The following is a 15,665-nucleotide window of genomic DNA, read 5'->3' on the forward strand; positions in this document are numbered from 1 at the left end:
AAGGGGAGACAGATATAAAGCTTTTAAATTACTGATATTTAAAATACTTCCCTGTTTCCCTATTTTCCCAATTTAATTTCTAATGCCACAGGCTCGGTAACGACTCCATTGCCTCTTTGCGTTTGCTCTCAATGATGTCAGCGTATATCTGAGTCGTTTTAAGCTCGGAGTGGCCGAGAAGTTTTGATACGGTATAAATATCAGCTCCGTTAGTCAGTAGTCTTACTGCAAAGGTATGGCGGGCACAGTGAAAAGTAATATGCTTGGTGATTCCTGCACGAAGCATCCACTGTAGAATTGCGACGTTTGTATACGTTGAGTATTTAAGCCCCTTGAATACCCTTGTCTCAGGTGCTTCCGGTTCACCCATGAGTTTAATGGCGTCTTTTGGAAGATCCAAATATTGAAGTTTTCTGTTTTTCTTGTGGTTGAATGTGATCCTGTTCACGCCATCACTTAGGAAGACATCCTGCCATTTTAGTTTGTGGATATCGCTCCAGCGAAGGCCTGTAGTACACCCAAACAGGAAAGCACGTTTAAGCACTTCGTAGCGGCAATCAGCCTGATAAGCGGCTCTAAGTTCATCCTCAAGCAAGTACTGCCGTTTATTTTGCTCTGGCTTAATACTTTTAACCTCATTTACAGGGTTTCTGCGAATGATCCCCTCGTGAAATGCTTGGTTTAGCGCCGCTCTTACTTTGTTAAAGTACGTAGATGCTGTATTGGAAGATAGTTTTTTACCAGATTTAGTAACAGCTGTTGTTGTCAGGTAAATCCGGAAGTCTTGTAGCAATGTCGTATCAAAGTTGGCAAAGGACAATTGGTGGCCACCGGCAAAACGCTGTAAATGAATCAGTACTGACTCCCAGGTAGACACGTTGGATTTGCCATCAGTTTTCCTTTTCTCCTCGATAATTTGCTGCATATAGTCGATGAAGCTTTGTTGTTGTTTGGCTTCGTCTTCAAAGTGATATTTGTTATTGGCCAGGTCAACAATAGCCTGAGCCTGAATACGCTCTGCGAGTTCCAAGGTCTTTTTATTGTAATCTCGTTGAGCCTTATCTTTGGGCGTGGCATAGATGAATAGGTCTAAGGATTGGCGTTTGCGCTTTTTAACACGCTTACCTGATTCGTCGATATAAGAACCATAGTTACGGGTTAATAGCAGCTGTTGACGACCAGCACGATCTGCTGGCTTTTTCTCAATAGATAACTTCATATGTTACTCCTGTGTAGTGGGCCACTGGTGGCCCACGTAAACACAGCTAGTGGGCCATCCAAGGCCCACTTTTAGCAACTATAGGAAAGTAAGGAAAGAAGTTTTTGAGTTTAAATATATGAATATATTAGAAATATTTCCTTTGTTTGGATGATTCTTTCCTTTGTTTTATCGCGCTATTTTCCGATACAAAACGAGCTGAAAATCTTACCGAGCAAATCATCAGAACTAAACTCGCCGGTTATTTCATTTAAGTGCTGCTGGGTTAGCCGCAGCTCTTCAGCGAGGATTTCGCCGGCGATAAAGCTATGCAGTTGCTCCTGGCCGATAGCAAGGTGTTCGGCGGCGCGGTCCAGTGCGTCTAAATGGCGGCGGCGGGCGAGGAAACTACCTTCGGTACTGGCGTCAAAGCCGATACATTGTTTTAAATGCTCACGCAGCGCATCGATACCGGCACCGGTTTTGGCTGACAGGCGATACACCGGTACTTTGTTGCTTAAATCGGCTGTCGACTCTGGCGTGAGCATCTCGCCGGTAATATCGGCTTTATTACGGATAACCGTAACACCTAAATTAGCCGGTAAACGATCGATAAAGTCTGGCCAGATATCGTGTGGATCGGTGGCGTTAGTGGTGGTGCCATCGACCATAAACAGCACACGGTCTGCCTGCTCAATTTCCTGCCAGGCGCGCTGAATACCAATTTGCTCCACCTGATCAGTAGCCTCACGTAAACCGGCAGTGTCGATAATATGCAGTGGCATGCCGTCGATATGAATATGTTCGCGCAGGACGTCGCGGGTGGTACCGGCTATTTCGGTAACAATAGCGGCTTCACGCCCGGCTAAGGCATTTAGCAAGCTCGATTTACCGGCGTTAGGGCGCCCGGCTATTACCACCTTCATACCTTCGCGCAAAATACTGCCCTGGGTGGCCTGTTTTTTAACTGTGGAAAGAATTTCGATAATCTCAGCCAGATCGGCAGCGACTTTGCCGTCGGATAAAAAGTCGATTTCTTCATCGGGGAAATCTATCGCGGCTTCAACATACATGCGCAGGTGAATGACTTTTTCTACCAGCTGATGAATGCGGTGAGAAAATTCGCCTTGCAGCGATTGCATGGCACTGCGTGCGGCTTGCTCGCTGCTGGCGTCAATTAAGTCGGCAATGGCTTCGGCCTGGGCTAAATCGAGTTTGTCGTTTAAAAAGGCGCGCTCTGAGAATTCGCCGGGGCGGGCAATACGGACATTCGGCTGGGCTAATACCTGCTTTAACAGCATATCGAGTAATACCGGGCCGCCATGGCCCTGCAGCTCCAGCACATCTTCGCCGGTAAAGGAATTTGGGCCGGGGAAGAGCAGGGCGATGCCTTGGTCCAGCACCTTGGCTTGGCCATCAAAAAACGGTAAGTATTCAGCATAGCGCGGTTTAGGCAGCTTGTGCAGGATAGCCTGCGCCACGGCTTTGGTGTCGGGGCCGGAGATCCTGATAATACCCACACCGGCGCGGCCGGGGGCGGTGGCTAAAGCGGCGATGGTGTCGGTAGTAAACATGCTGTTGCCTCTTAATAGAAAAAGCCTGTCCGCATAGTGCGACAGGCTGTTGGTATTACTCAGGGTATAAACCGGGAGATTCCTGCTTCGCCGCCTTCGACAGCACTTCCCTGTGCTGTCTCAGCCTGCGCGGCATCCCTGCCGCTGCTACGCATGAACACCCGGTTCACACCTTATGATATTTCCATCAAGCTTTCTTAGTATGTAAGCCTTTCTTTTCCATACCACGGTATATATACAGCATCTGTGCCAGTGAAATCAGGTTACTGACAAACCAGTACAGTACCAGGCCACTTGGGAACCACAGGAAGAATACTGAGAACGCCACCGGCATCCACATCATAATCTTCTGCTGCATTGGGTCAGTTACCTGCATCGGCGTTAGCTTTTGCATTAAGAACATGCTGGCGCCAAACAACACTGGTAATACATAGTACGGATCCAGCGCGGATAAATCGTCAATCCACAACATAAACGGCGCGTGGCGCAGCTCTACGCTTTCAACAAATACCCAGTACAGCGCAAGGAAAATTGGCATCTGGATAATCATCGGCAAACAGCCACCCATAGGGTTAACTTTCTCTTTGCGATACAGTTCCATCATCGCCGGGCCCATTTTTTGCCGGTCGTCTTTGTAGCGCGCTTGCAGCTCTTCAATCTTCGGCTTTAAGTTACGCATTTTCGCCATCGATTCGTACTGCACTTTAGTCAGCGGGTACATAGCACCTTTAACAATCAGCGTAATACAGATAATGGCCAGACCCCAGTTCACCACAAAGCCCTGAATGGTGGTCAGTAACCAGAACAGTGGTTGTGAAATAAACCACAGGAAGCCGTAATCTACCGTTAAGTCCAGGCCATTAGCCAGTTTTGCCAGATTATCCTGGTTCTTCGGGCCGGCGTAAAAGGTGCTGCCTAAGGTGGCTTCAGCGCCCGGTTCAATATTTACAGTCGGGCCCTTAGAGCCGATAACACCCTGGCCGCTGCGCACCATACTGTATAACTGGTTGTCAGCTTGTTGATCCGGCACCCAGGCCGAAACGAAGTAGTGCTCCAGCATAGCAACCCAGCCGCCATTGGTGGCTTCAAGCAGGTTTTTCTCTGCCATATCATCAAAAGCATACTTATTGTAACGCTCTGACGAGGTACCAAAGGCGGCGCCACGGTAAATTGGCATCATCATGCTGCTGCTTTCACCGTTATCGATAGTTTGCACCAGGTGCTGATACGGCTGCACGGTTTTAACTTCGCCACTTTGGTTTTGGATAAAATATTCTACCCGGACATCATATTGGCCAGCGGTAAAGGTAAAGCGTTTTTCAATTTGCAGGCCGTTGTGGTTAAACAGCAAAGGCACTACCAGCTCGGTTGCACCTTCGGCCAGCGTATAACTGTTTTGTGCGCTGCTATACACCGGGCGTGCGTTACGGCTGTCGTCCGGGCCGTCGCGGCCAATCAGGCCGCTTTGTGCTACGTACTCAAAACCGGGCAGGCGGCGCATTAATGGGTAAGCATCACCGGCACCTTTATTCAGTTCGAACGCTGGCAATTGCAGGTCAACAATATCGCCACCACGGCTGTCAATACTCAGCTGCAGCACGTCAGTATTGATGCGGATAGTACGTGCAGCCGCGGCCACTGCGGTAGCCGGTTGTTCGGCATCGGCGGTGGTTAGCTGTAAATCAGCAGAACTGCTACCAGAAGTTTGGCTTTGCTGTGTTACCGGGGCGACTGGTTTTGGCGCAGTGTCAATATTCCACTGTTGCCAAAGTAAAAAACTGACCAGTGCCAGGCCAATAACTAATAAACTACGTTGTGATTCCATGGCTTAGCTTTTCTCATTGTGCTTTTCAGGAACAGGATCATCACCGCCTGCATGTAAGGGGTGACATTTCAATAAACGTTTCGCCGCTAACCAACTGCCTTTTAGTATGCCAAAGCGTTCTATCGCAGTAATAGCGTAATGTGAACAAGTCGGATGAAAACGGCAGCTGGGCCCGAATAGTGGGCTAATCAGTCTCTGGTAACCGCGCAGCAGCGTTAAGGCTATGCTGACAGCGAAGCGGTGTACTGGCGAGCGATCTTGCGCCATAACTTTTCCAGTTGCCTCTGTAACTCATCATTAGCAGTGTTGCTAATATCACCTTTCACCATCAGTACCAAATCGACACCAGGCAACTCATGTTGATGCAAACGAAAGCTGTTACGCACACAGCGCTTAATGCGATTGCGTTGCACGGCTAATTTAACACGTTTTTTTGCGATAGTAAGGCCTAATCGGGGATGAGGCAGATGATTGGCTTTTGCCAGGATGGTGAACAGCGGGGAAGAAACCCGAAAAGGAAGTTGGAAAACGTTATCGAATTGACCGGGAGTTAACAGTCGTAACTCCCTGCCGAATTTCAAGCTGACCACGCAGCGGTTAACAGCTAATTAAGCTGATAAACGCTGACGGCCTTTAGCACGACGACGCGCTAATACCTGACGACCACCTTTGGTAGCCATACGTGCACGGAAACCGTGGTTACGCTTGCGCTTTAATACGCTTGGTTGAAAAGTTCTTTTACTCATAATTTCATCCGTCCGGTCGAAATATTTACTAAAGGTTTCTGTGTTTTAGTAAATATACCAAAACGCAGCTGACAAAAATGAGCGCGAATTTTAAGTAGTCTGCAGCTTAAAGTCAATCTGATCCTGTGTTTTATTGCATGGCGATCAACTCAGATCCTGTTTTCACTAAAGTTTTCCACAGGCAGGCCTATGCTAACTGAATAAAGTGTGAGTTATTTTGCTTTTAGTTTAAATTCTTCGGGCAAAAAGCAGTGGTATTATGAAAAGGTATAAGAGAATTTATATAATATAAAACATTGTGTTACGGTTAATTGTGCTGGCAATTCGTTAATTTGCAAAAGTCAATATTGAAGTTGTGGATAAGATAGTACCATAATGTGCGCTTCGTTAACTTACGCCAGCCTTTTTAATCATAATAACTAAGGCTTCAGGAGATATGGTGTATCAGTCCGTTTGGCAAAATTGCCTGCAAGCGCTGCAAGCCGAATTGCCCGCGCAGCATTTCAGCATGTGGATCCGCCCACTGCAAGCTGACAGTTCTGACACAGGGCTAACCTTGTATGCACCCAACCGCTTTGTGCTGGATTGGGTGCGCGAGAAGTACCTGAACCGGATCATGGAGCTGATCCACGATTACTGTGGTGATGACGCGCCGCGGCTGAAGTTTGACGTAGGTTCCAGCCAGAGTAATAAAGCGCGTTCAAATACTCCGGCGCCGGCTTTGGCGGCTGTGCCCCTGGCCGCGCCTGTGCAAAGAGAAGCGCCCGAGCCTGCACCGAAAACTATTGTTACCAGTAATGTACGCGCCAACTACACCTTTACTAACTTTGTTGAAGGTAAATCTAACCAATTGGCGCGAGCCGCTGCCAGCCAGGTGGCCGATAATCCCGGCACGGCTTATAACCCGCTATTTATTTACGGTGGCACCGGTTTAGGTAAAACCCACTTATTGCATGCGGTAGGTAATGGCATACTGGCGAAAAAGCCGGATGCTAAAGTGATTTATATGCACTCTGAACGCTTTGTACAGGATATGGTAAAAGCTTTACAAAACAATGCCATAGAAGAATTTAAGCGCTATTACCGCTCGGTAGATGCGCTACTTATCGATGATATTCAGTTTTTTGCCAATAAAGAGCGCTCGCAGGAAGAGTTTTTTCATACCTTTAATGCGCTGCTTGAAGGCAACCAGCAAATTATTCTGACCAGCGATCGTTACCCGAAAGAAATTGACGGCGTAGAAGACCGGTTAAAATCGCGTTTTGGTTGGGGCCTGACCATTGCCATTGAACCGCCAGAGCTGGAAACCCGGGTGGCTATTTTGATGCGCAAAGCGCACGAAAACCAAATTCGCCTGCCCGAAGAAGTGGCATTTTTTATTGCCAAGCGGTTACGCTCTAACGTGCGCGAACTTGAAGGCGCGTTAAACCGGGTTATTGCTAACGCCAATTTTACCGGTCGGCCTATTACTATCGACTTTGTCCGTGAAGCACTGCGCGATTTACTCGCGCTGCAGGATAAGTTGGTTACCATCGAAAACATCCAGAAAACCGTTGCCGAATACTATAAAATCCGCGTTGCCGATTTACTGTCTAAGCGCCGCTCGCGCTCGGTAGCCCGGCCGCGGCAAATGGCGATGGCGTTGTCAAAAGAGCTGACCAACCACAGCCTGCCAGAAATTGGTGATGCTTTTGGCGGGCGCGATCACACTACAGTGCTGCATGCCTGTCGTAAAATCGAGTCGCTAAAAGAAGAAACGCACGAAATAAAAGAAGACTTCCAGAATTTAATCCGTACTTTGTCATCGTAAAGGGACTTGGTCATGCAATTTACTATCAATAGAGACGCCTTACTTAAGCCATTGCAAATGGTGTCTGGTGCTATAGAGCGCCGCCATACGCTGCCTATTTTATCTAACGTATTACTGGAAGTAACCGAAGCAAGCTTGTCACTGACCGGTACCGATTTAGAAGTAGAGCTGGTGGCCACTACCGATGCCCTTAGCGTACAAAGCCCCGGCCGTATTACCGTGCCGGCAAAAAAGCTGCTGGATATTTGCCGCAGCCTGCCGGAAGGTTCCGACATTCGCGTACAGCTGCAGGGTGATAATTGCATTCTTACCTGCGGTAAAACCAAGTTCACCTTATCTACCTTAAGTGCGTCTGAGTATCCTAACTTAGAAAGCTGGCAGGGCGAGGTAGACATTCAGCTAACACGGATGCAGCTGCGCAAATTGCTCGACGACACTGCGTTTTCTATGGCGAATCAAGATGTGCGTTATTACTTAAACGGCTTGCTGTTTGAAGTAGATAACGGCGCGGTAAAAGCGGTAGCGACTGACGGCCACCGTCTGGCATTAAGTGGCCTTGATTTACCTGGCCTGACGGCGCAGCAAAAGCAAATTATTATTCCGCGTAAAGGCGTGCTTGAAGTGATGCGTTTACTGGCCAGTGATGATCAACTGATTACCTTAAGCCTGGGCCAAAACCATATTCGCCTGACAGACAGCAACTATGTGTTTAGCAGTAAGCTGATTGACGGCCGCTTCCCCGATTACCGCCGGGTATTGCCGCGTAATAGCAATAAGCTGGTTACAGCGCATCGCAGCGTATTAAAAGATGCCTGCACCCGGGCGTCTATTTTATCTAACGAAAAATACCGCGGTGTGCGTTTTACGCTAACCAGCGGCGAGCTGCAAATTGTGGCGAACAACCCCGAACATGAGCAGGCCGAAGAGATTATTGAAGTAGAATACCAGGGCGACAATCTGGAAATTGGCTTTAATGTTGGCTACCTGCTGGATGTACTCAATACCTTAGCCACCGATTTAGTGGTGCTGCACCTGAACGATGCGAACTCCAGTGCGCTGGTAGAGGGCGTTGGCAATATTGGTGCCTCTTACGTTGTTATGCCAATGCGCCTGTAATTATGTCACTGTTGTCAGTTAACGCCAGTCAGTTTCGCAATCTGACGGCAGTGTCGTTAAGCGCGCATGCTCAGTTTAATTTAATTATTGGCATGAACGGCAGCGGTAAAACCAGTTTGCTGGAGGCCATTTATTATTTAGCGCATGGCCGCTCATTTCGTACCAGCCGGCCGCAGCGTTTAGTGCAACACGACACAGATGCCTTTGTTATTCATGCTAAGGTGTCAGCGCAGCAGCAGGTGCATAGTTTAGGCTTACAGCGCGACAAGCAGGGCGATTTAGTGCTGCGGCTTAATGGCGCCAACGTAAACCGACTGGCAGAGTTTGCCAGCTTGTTGCCGGTACAGCTGATTACACCAGACAGCTTTCGGTTATTTTTTGGCGGTCCGAAAGAGCGGCGGCAGTTTTTCGATATGGGATTGTTCCACGTGGAACCTACCTTTTTTGATAGCTGGTTGCGGTTTAATAAAGTATTAAAGCAGCGCAATGCTTTGCTAAAAACCAGCCGCCAATACGACAGCCAGTTTGAGTTTTGGGATCAGCAGTTTGTATTGCTGGCGTTTGAGCTACAGCAGTTACGCCAGCACTATGTTAGCCAACTGGAAGCGGCGTTTCGGCAGTTGACCGATGGCGACGAATTAATGCAGCAGTTAAGCTTTCAGCTGCAGCAGGGCTGGCCAGAAAAAATCACCAACCCTGCAGAGTTACAGCAGCTGTTGCAACAAAGCTTTAGCCAGGACAGCCGGATGGGTTTTACCCAGTATGGCCCGCAAAAAGCCGATTTAAAGATTAAAAAAGACCAATGGGCGGCAGAAGAAGTGTTATCCCGTGGTCAGTTAAAAGTGTTATTATTTGCGCTTAAAATTGCGCAAAACAATGTAATTCGTGACAACGGCCAGAAACAACCGCTGTTGTTAATCGATGATTTGGCGTCGGAGTTAGATCAAGAGTCAACCCGACAGATTTTTAGCTATTTACGCGATATTAACTCACAGGTTTTTATTACTGCAATTAACGCTGAACAGGTTTCACCTTTTATCACCGCCGATCAACTGGCGATGTTTCACGTGGAACACGGGCAGCTAACAGCACGGACAGATGACGATGGCCGAACAACATAACTACGATTCCTCGAGCATTAAAGTATTAAAAGGACTGGATGCAGTTCGTAAAAGACCAGGCATGTACATCGGCGACACCGATGACGGCTCAGGCTTACACCACATGGTATTTGAAGTCGTTGATAACTCTATCGACGAAACCCTAGCTGGCCACTGCTCTGATATCTGGGTAACCATTCACAGTGATGGTTCGGTATCCGTACGCGATAACGGCCGTGGTATTCCTACCGACATGCACGAAGAGGGTGTATCGGCCGCTGAAGTTATTATGACCGTGCTGCATGCCGGTGGTAAGTTTGATGACAACTCCTATAAAGTGTCTGGTGGTTTGCACGGTGTAGGTGTATCAGTAGTAAACGCCCTGTCTGACAAACTGGAACTGACTATTCGTCGCGCCGGTAAGGTACATCAACAAATCTATCATCTGGGTGTACCACAAGCGCCATTAGCGGTAATTGGTGAAACCGAAGATAAAGGTACTACCATCCGCTTTTGGCCAAGCCCAACCGTGTTTACCGATATCAATTACCACTTTGATATTCTGGCTAAGCGTTTACGCGAATTGTCGTTCTTAAACTCCGGCGTCAGTATTATTCTGTTGGATGAGCGCACCGACAAGAAAGACCACTTTAAATATGAAGGTGGCATAGAGGCTTTTGTACAGTACTTAAACCGTACCAAAACCAGCGTGCACCCTAAGGCATTCTATTTTACTGATCAGCGCGACGATGGCATTTCGGTAGAAGTAGCGATGCAGTGGAACGACAGCTATCAGGAAAACGTGTTTTGTTTTACCAATAACATTCCACAGCGCGATGGCGGTACGCACTTAGCCGGCTTCCGCGGTGCCTTAACGCGGGTATTAAATACCTACATCGAGCAGGAAGGCTACGCCAAGAAAATGAAGGTACAGGCCTCTGGCGACGACGCCCGTGAAGGCTTAACCGCTGTTATCAGCGTAAAAGTGCCAGACCCGAAATTCAGCTCGCAAACCAAAGACAAGCTGGTGTCCAGCGAAGTGCGCTCGGCCGTAGAGAGCGTAATGGGCGAGAAGCTTAACGAATACCTGCTGGAAAACCCGGGCGATGCCAAAATTATCGTGGGCAAAATTGTCGACGCCGCCCGTGCCCGTGACGCTGCTCGTAAAGCGCGTGAAATGACCCGTCGTAAAGGCGCGCTGGATATTGCCGGCTTGCCCGGTAAGCTGGCCGACTGTCAGGAAAAAGACCCGGCGTTATCCGAACTGTACATAGTAGAGGGTGACTCTGCGGGTGGTTCTGCCAAGCAGGGCCGCAACCGCAAAAACCAGGCGATACTGCCACTGAAGGGTAAAATTCTGAACGTAGAAAAAGCCCGCTTCGACAAGATGCTGTCATCTCAAGAAGTAGGCACGCTTATTACTGCGCTGGGTTGTGGCATTGGCCGTGAAGAATACAACCCGGATAAGACCCGCTACCACAGCATCATCCTGATGACGGATGCTGACGTCGACGGCTCGCACATCCGTACGCTGCTGTTGACCTTCTTCTACCGTCAAATGCCGGAGCTAATCGAGCGCGGTTATATCTATATTGCTCAGCCACCACTGTATAAAGTGAAAAAGGGCAAGCAAGAGCAGTATATTAAAGATGAAGCAGCCTTAACTGAATACCTGACTACACTGGCCCTGGACGAAGCTTCACTGCATGTTAATGCCGAAGCACCGGGCATTGGTGGTGCAGCGCTGGAAACCCTAGTGCGCCAGTATCACAAGGTATCGGCCACTATCGTGCGCTTAACGCGGAAAATCCCTTACAACCTGTTAAACGAGCTGATCTACGTACCGGCATTAGATGTAGCCCAGGCAAAATCTGCCGAGTACAGCGAGCAGTGGGCGAAGACACTGGTACAGCGTTTAGATGACAAAGAAGGCGACGGTTCCAGCTACAGCTATGTGGTGCACGAAGACCGCGAGCGTCAGCTGTTCCTGCCAAAAGTGATTATTCGCCAGCACGGTATCGACAACGAATACCTGCTGCACTACGACTTTGTTACCTCGCGTGATTACCTGAGTATTGCAGCACTGGGTGATGCCATTCGTGACCTGATAGAAGAAGGCGGTTATATCCGCCGTGGTGAGAAAATCAAACCGGTAGAAACCTTCCTTGAAGCGCTGGACTGGCTGATGAGCGAATCAAAACGCGGCCTGTATATTCAGCGTTATAAAGGGCTGGGCGAGATGAACCCGGACCAGCTGTGGGAAACCACCATGGACCCGCAAAGCCGCCGTATGCTGCAGGTAACTATTGAAGACGCCATCGGCGCCGATCAGTTGTTTGCCACGCTAATGGGCGACCACGTAGAACCACGCCGCGCCTTTATTGAAGAGAACGCGCTCTACGTAGCTAACCTGGATGTGTAACCTGACGCTAATCTGATAAGCGATCAAAAAACGGGCCTGCGGGCCCGTTTCTATTTGTGGGATGTGGCATTTTCCGGTTCGGCATAGTAATAACCCACGCCATACATAGTGTGGATAAAACGCAGCTTGGGGTAGAGCTGGCGGTGTTTGGCGCGTAGTTTGCGGATATGGCAATCTATGGTGCGTTCGCAAATATCTGCGTAGTCGCTGTAGCTGCTGTCAATTAAGTGGTTGCGGCTAAATACCTGCCTGGGGTGGGTTGCCATTAACTGATGAAATTTAAATTCCAGCTTGGTTAACTTTACCGATTGCTGCGGCGAGCTTAGCGTAAAGCGCAGGGTGTCCATAATTAGCAGTGGCGGTGGTTGCGGGCTGGCAGGTTCAATAATAGTGATAGCCGGGCCAGCCAGTGCTTTTAAATGCGAGCTTAAGTCGCCAAGTACGCCATTTAATTCGGTGATCTGTGCAGCCATACGCTGATAGAGATCTGGCGGAATATCAGATTTACGCACCTGTTGTTCCAGCAGCGATACCAGCAAAAACGCTTTCTGTGAAAGCTGTGCGCCTTCATGATTGTCCGTTTTATCTGTCACTGTCATCGCACCTCCCGAAAACAATACTATGAATGAAAACTGAATAATGTGAAGGGTATTTTACCTTTATTAACGCTTTTCCCTGATCCTTCCATAGTTTTTCCACATTGTTTCGCTAACCTGATACTGGCTGAATACGGCTGGGTTAAGGTAATAATGGCTATGAACAAATATCTTGTTTGCTTACTGCTAAGCATAAATACACTAACAGCGTGTTCATCTTTTGATGATGCGGCCCCGCCAGCTGGCCTGGAAGACAGGGTACAGCCGGACGCGGGTTTACCGGTGTCGAAACTGGACAAGCCAGACCCGGATGATCCTTACTACGCCGCACTGGAACCCGAGCCTGAAGTGATGCCGCTAAAAAGAAATGGCTCCTTGTTTAACCCCGACCGGTTGCACAGTTTGTATGTTGAGCGCTCGCACTTTAAAGCTGGCGATATAGTGTCGGTGCAATTGTCGGAGTCGACCCGCGCGACCAAAAAGGGTAATACCGAGCTGCAGAAAAGCTCTGACTACAACCTCGACCCGATCCAGATCCCCGGTGGTAACCTGCGAATTGCCGGTAAAGAAGTAAACCTGGGCCTAAGCCAGGACCAACGCTTTAAAGGTGACGGTTCTGCCAGCCAAAGTAACGACTTTGAAGGTGAGCTAACCGTAACGGTAATGCGGGTGCTGAATAACGATAACCTGCTGGTGCGTGGCGATAAATGGATGCTTATCAATAACGGTAAAGAATTCATAAGGTTAACTGGAATTATCCGGGCAAAAGATGTCGATAAAGATAACAAAATTAAATCGACTAAAATTGCTAACGCCCGCATTGAATATTCCGGTACCGGCGCGCTGGCTGACAGCCAGCGTTTGGGCTGGTTAACTGAAAAACTGAATAACCCTGAGCTATGGCCATTTTAAACCTGCGCCTGCTGCTGGTAGCAGCGCTGCTATTGCTTAGCGGCTGCAGCTACGAGCGCACTATAAGATATACGCTGGAGCCGCCGGAGCAACGGCTGATCCTGGAAGCTACCGGCTATGCGGTGGTGGAGTCGCAGCCCGGCGTTAGCTATGAAGACAAGTTACTGGTGGCTATGGCGGCGTCGCGTCAGGACGCTTACCGTCAACTGGCAGAACAGCTTTACGGCAAAAGGTTAACGGCCAGTAGCAGTACAGAGCAGTCGGTGCTGCTTGAGGATACCGTACAAAGCCAGGTGCAGGGCGTAATAAAAGGCGCTGAACTGGTTGAAGCGACAATAGACGGCAAGCTGTATGTTACCCGGCTAAAGCTGGACACGGCTAATTTAATTACATTGCCGCAAGCTGGTTTAACCCCGGCTAGCCCCCGGCTGAAGTGGTGGCGCTGATGACAATATTACGCCTGACGCTGGCAGCGTTACTGACATTTAGTGTACAGGCCGAATGGTACAGCGGCAGCGGTACGGCGGTTATTTTTGACGATAACCGCCAGCTGGCACGGCAACAGGCGGCGAAACAGGCGCTGCGTAATGTGCTGCTACAGGGCGATGTATCGCTCGCTGCGTTGCAGTTGTATCGTCAGGAAGATCTGGCCGAAGAGTTATTCGCCCTGCATTCGTCGGTGCCGGTATCACAAATTGTTATTCAGGAAGAGCATGAGCGCGACGGCCAGCTGTCAATTACGTTAAAAGCCGACGTCTGGCCGCAGGCAAATCTGTGTGATGATCGCAGCATAGCCAAGGCACTGGTGTTAACGCCATTTAGTTTGTCTGCAGGGGCAACGCAGGTTGCGCTGGGCAATAATGCACTGAACACAGAAATAAACCGCCGTTTTACTACGGCAGTGCAGCGTAGCCCGGCTGATTTTCTGGTTAAAGCCATAACTGCCGAGCCTTTGTTTGCCCCCGAGCAGTATCAGCAGGGCCCGGCACAGCAGCAGCTGCGTAATATGGCGGAATCATCACAAGCGCAGTTTATTGTCGCCGGAAGGCTGCGTAATTTATCGTTTGGCCGTCAGCAGGCCGGCTTGCTAAAAAAAGAACGCTGGGTACGCCAGTTTTCGCTGGAAGTCAGCGTGCTTGATGGCGTCAGTGGCCGGCCAATTCAAAGCCAGATTTACCAAACCCGCACCTTATGGCCGTTTGCTATGACCACAGAGCTAGATCCGGCCAGCGATCAGCTGTGGCGCTCTGATTTTGGTATCGAGCTGCAAAGGTTAATCAATGAAGCAGTGGATGATATTGCCGTAGCGCTTAGTTGTGTACGTGTTAAGGCTCAGGTTATCCGGGTGGCAGGCAGTAGCATTACCATCAGCGTTGGCAGCAGGCAGGGGATAAAGCCGGGAGATACCTTTAGCCTGCTACATAGCGACAGCTTTACTGATAGCTGGGGTAACAGCTACGCGGTAACGGCTGAAAATGATAGCCAACTTGAGGTGGTGCGGGTGTACCCGGACCATGCAGAAACACGGGCGGTTAAATCTCATTATCTGGCTCCGGTGCAGGTGCGGGATCAGGTGCAACTAGACAGTGTGAGGGAGAGACAATATGCAAATTAACAGCAATATGTTTGACACCATGACAGATTGGGTAAGTGGCGGCGAGCCAGACAGCAATAACGAAACCGACTTTATGCAAACGCTGAACTCTGCGCTGGACCCAAATAACGAAAACGCAGCGCAGCTGGTAAGCATGTTAAGCGGACAAGACGACACAGCATCTGCGATGAAGGGTTCTGACGCTATGTTTGCCGCCCTGACACAAAATATGATGCAAAGCATGGTGCAGGCAGCGCTGGCGCCGACACCTGAGCAAGTTGCGGCAACGGCGGCAGAAGCGGCAGATCCTGCCGCAACAGCCTTTGCTGATGGCAGTTCACCGGGCCTGGGCGATGCGCTGGATATTATTAACCCGCTGCAGCATATTCCGCTGGTAAGCCAGTATTACCGCGACTGGACCGGCGATGATATGGGCTATATTTCACAAGTAGCCGGTGGTGCGCTATGGGGCGGTAGCCTGGGTGTAGCGGCGTCTTTTGTGAACCTCGGCCTGACCAGCGTAATGGGTAAAAGCCCAACGCAGTATATGCAGCAGTTTTTTGCCGCTGATGAAGCTGCCACTGCCAACCCGGACAATGTAGCAGCAACCGCGCCATCACCGAAGCCGAAGCCAGCACCGGCATTACGCCCGGCCAGCAGTTAACAGCGTTCACTTTTCCTGTTTGGGGGCGTTGCGGCCCCCAATCCTGCAATAACTGCAACCGGGCCGCTAACATTTTTGCCAAAAGCCGGTTCTGACCCTACAGATCAC

General features: G+C 49.5%; 15 protein-coding genes. 8 read left to right on the top strand and 7 right to left on the bottom strand.

The features are described from left to right. Window positions 1-79: 79 nt before the first annotated feature. The 6 genes from AR688_RS17715 to rpmH all read right to left on the bottom strand — a co-directional run bounded on the left by AR688_RS17715 (window position 80) and on the right by rpmH (window position 5,343). Window positions 80-1,219, bottom strand: a complete 1,140-nt coding sequence (locus AR688_RS17715) for a tyrosine-type recombinase/integrase (protein WP_068237130.1) — start codon at window positions 1,217-1,219, stop codon at window positions 80-82. Window positions 1,220-1,395: 176 nt separating this feature from the next. After that, entirely contained in the window at window positions 1,396-2,772 is a 1,377-nt protein-coding gene (gene mnmE, locus AR688_RS17720) for a tRNA uridine-5-carboxymethylaminomethyl(34) synthesis GTPase MnmE (protein WP_068237131.1), read from the bottom strand. 187 nt (window positions 2,773-2,959) lie between these two features. Beyond that, the gene (gene yidC / locus AR688_RS17725) at window positions 2,960-4,597 is read right to left on the bottom strand and encodes a membrane protein insertase YidC (protein WP_068237132.1); all 1,638 of its coding nucleotides are present in this window, start codon (window positions 4,595-4,597) and stop codon (window positions 2,960-2,962) included. A 3-nt stretch (window positions 4,598-4,600) separates the two neighbouring features. Continuing rightward, window positions 4,601-4,864: a membrane protein insertion efficiency factor YidD gene (yidD, locus tag AR688_RS20045; protein ID WP_082694829.1), complete on the bottom strand. Its 264-nt coding sequence runs from the start codon at window positions 4,862-4,864 to the stop codon at window positions 4,601-4,603. After that, entirely contained in the window at window positions 4,819-5,187 is a 369-nt protein-coding gene (gene rnpA / locus AR688_RS17730) for a ribonuclease P protein component (protein ID WP_068237135.1), read from the bottom strand. Before rnpA ends, yidD begins: the two co-directional genes overlap by 46 nt. An 18-nt stretch (window positions 5,188-5,205) precedes the next feature. Further along, the gene (gene rpmH / locus AR688_RS17735) at window positions 5,206-5,343 is read right to left on the bottom strand and encodes a 50S ribosomal protein L34 (RefSeq protein WP_068237138.1); all 138 of its coding nucleotides are present in this window, start codon (window positions 5,341-5,343) and stop codon (window positions 5,206-5,208) included. 439 nt (window positions 5,344-5,782) lie between these two features. Between rpmH and dnaA the strand changes: the two genes are divergently transcribed. The 4 genes from dnaA to gyrB are packed head-to-tail and all read left to right on the top strand — an operon-like array spanning window position 5,783 to window position 11,791. Continuing rightward, on the top strand, window positions 5,783-7,153 hold the full coding sequence (dnaA, locus tag AR688_RS17740; protein WP_068237321.1) for a chromosomal replication initiator protein DnaA: 1,371 nt from the start codon (window positions 5,783-5,785) through the stop codon (window positions 7,151-7,153). Between the two features lie 12 nt (window positions 7,154-7,165). Next, window positions 7,166-8,269, top strand: a complete 1,104-nt coding sequence (dnaN, locus tag AR688_RS17745) for a DNA polymerase III subunit beta (RefSeq protein WP_068237141.1) — start codon at window positions 7,166-7,168, stop codon at window positions 8,267-8,269. Between the two features lie 2 nt (window positions 8,270-8,271). After that, a complete protein-coding gene (recF, locus tag AR688_RS17750; RefSeq protein ID WP_068237145.1) occupies window positions 8,272-9,390 on the top strand; it encodes a DNA replication/repair protein RecF in 1,119 nt (372 codons plus the stop codon). Then, entirely contained in the window at window positions 9,374-11,791 is a 2,418-nt protein-coding gene (gene gyrB, locus AR688_RS17755; RefSeq protein WP_068237323.1) for a DNA topoisomerase (ATP-hydrolyzing) subunit B, read from the top strand. Before recF ends, gyrB begins: the two co-directional genes overlap by 17 nt. A gap of 50 nt (window positions 11,792-11,841) precedes the next feature. On the opposite strand, the gene AR688_RS17760 is transcribed toward gyrB, so the two are convergent. Then, window positions 11,842-12,390, bottom strand: coding sequence for a winged helix-turn-helix domain-containing protein (locus AR688_RS17760; RefSeq protein ID WP_068237148.1), 549 nt, complete (start codon window positions 12,388-12,390; stop codon window positions 11,842-11,844). Window positions 12,391-12,546: 156 nt separating this feature from the next. Between AR688_RS17760 and AR688_RS17765 the strand changes: the two genes are divergently transcribed. Genes AR688_RS17765 through AR688_RS17780 form a run of 4 tightly spaced genes read left to right on the top strand, consistent with a single transcriptional unit; the run spans window position 12,547 to window position 15,557 of the window. Next, a complete protein-coding gene (locus AR688_RS17765) occupies window positions 12,547-13,299 on the top strand; it encodes a flagellar basal body L-ring protein FlgH (RefSeq protein ID WP_068237151.1) in 753 nt (250 codons plus the stop codon). Further along, a complete protein-coding gene (locus AR688_RS17770) occupies window positions 13,287-13,745 on the top strand; it encodes an LPP20 family lipoprotein (protein WP_068237153.1) in 459 nt (152 codons plus the stop codon). Before AR688_RS17765 ends, AR688_RS17770 begins: the two co-directional genes overlap by 13 nt. Beyond that, entirely contained in the window at window positions 13,745-14,914 is a 1,170-nt protein-coding gene (locus tag AR688_RS17775; protein ID WP_068237155.1) for a flagellar assembly protein T N-terminal domain-containing protein, read from the top strand. Before AR688_RS17770 ends, AR688_RS17775 begins: the two co-directional genes overlap by 1 nt. Continuing rightward, the gene (locus AR688_RS17780) at window positions 14,904-15,557 is read left to right on the top strand and encodes a hypothetical protein (protein WP_068237156.1); all 654 of its coding nucleotides are present in this window, start codon (window positions 14,904-14,906) and stop codon (window positions 15,555-15,557) included. The genes AR688_RS17775 and AR688_RS17780 overlap by 11 nt, the downstream gene beginning before the upstream one ends. The last annotated feature ends 108 nt before the right edge of the window (window positions 15,558-15,665 follow it).

The organism is Rheinheimera sp. EpRS3 (assembly GCF_001513785.1).
GTDB lineage: Bacteria > Pseudomonadota > Gammaproteobacteria > Enterobacterales > Alteromonadaceae > Alishewanella.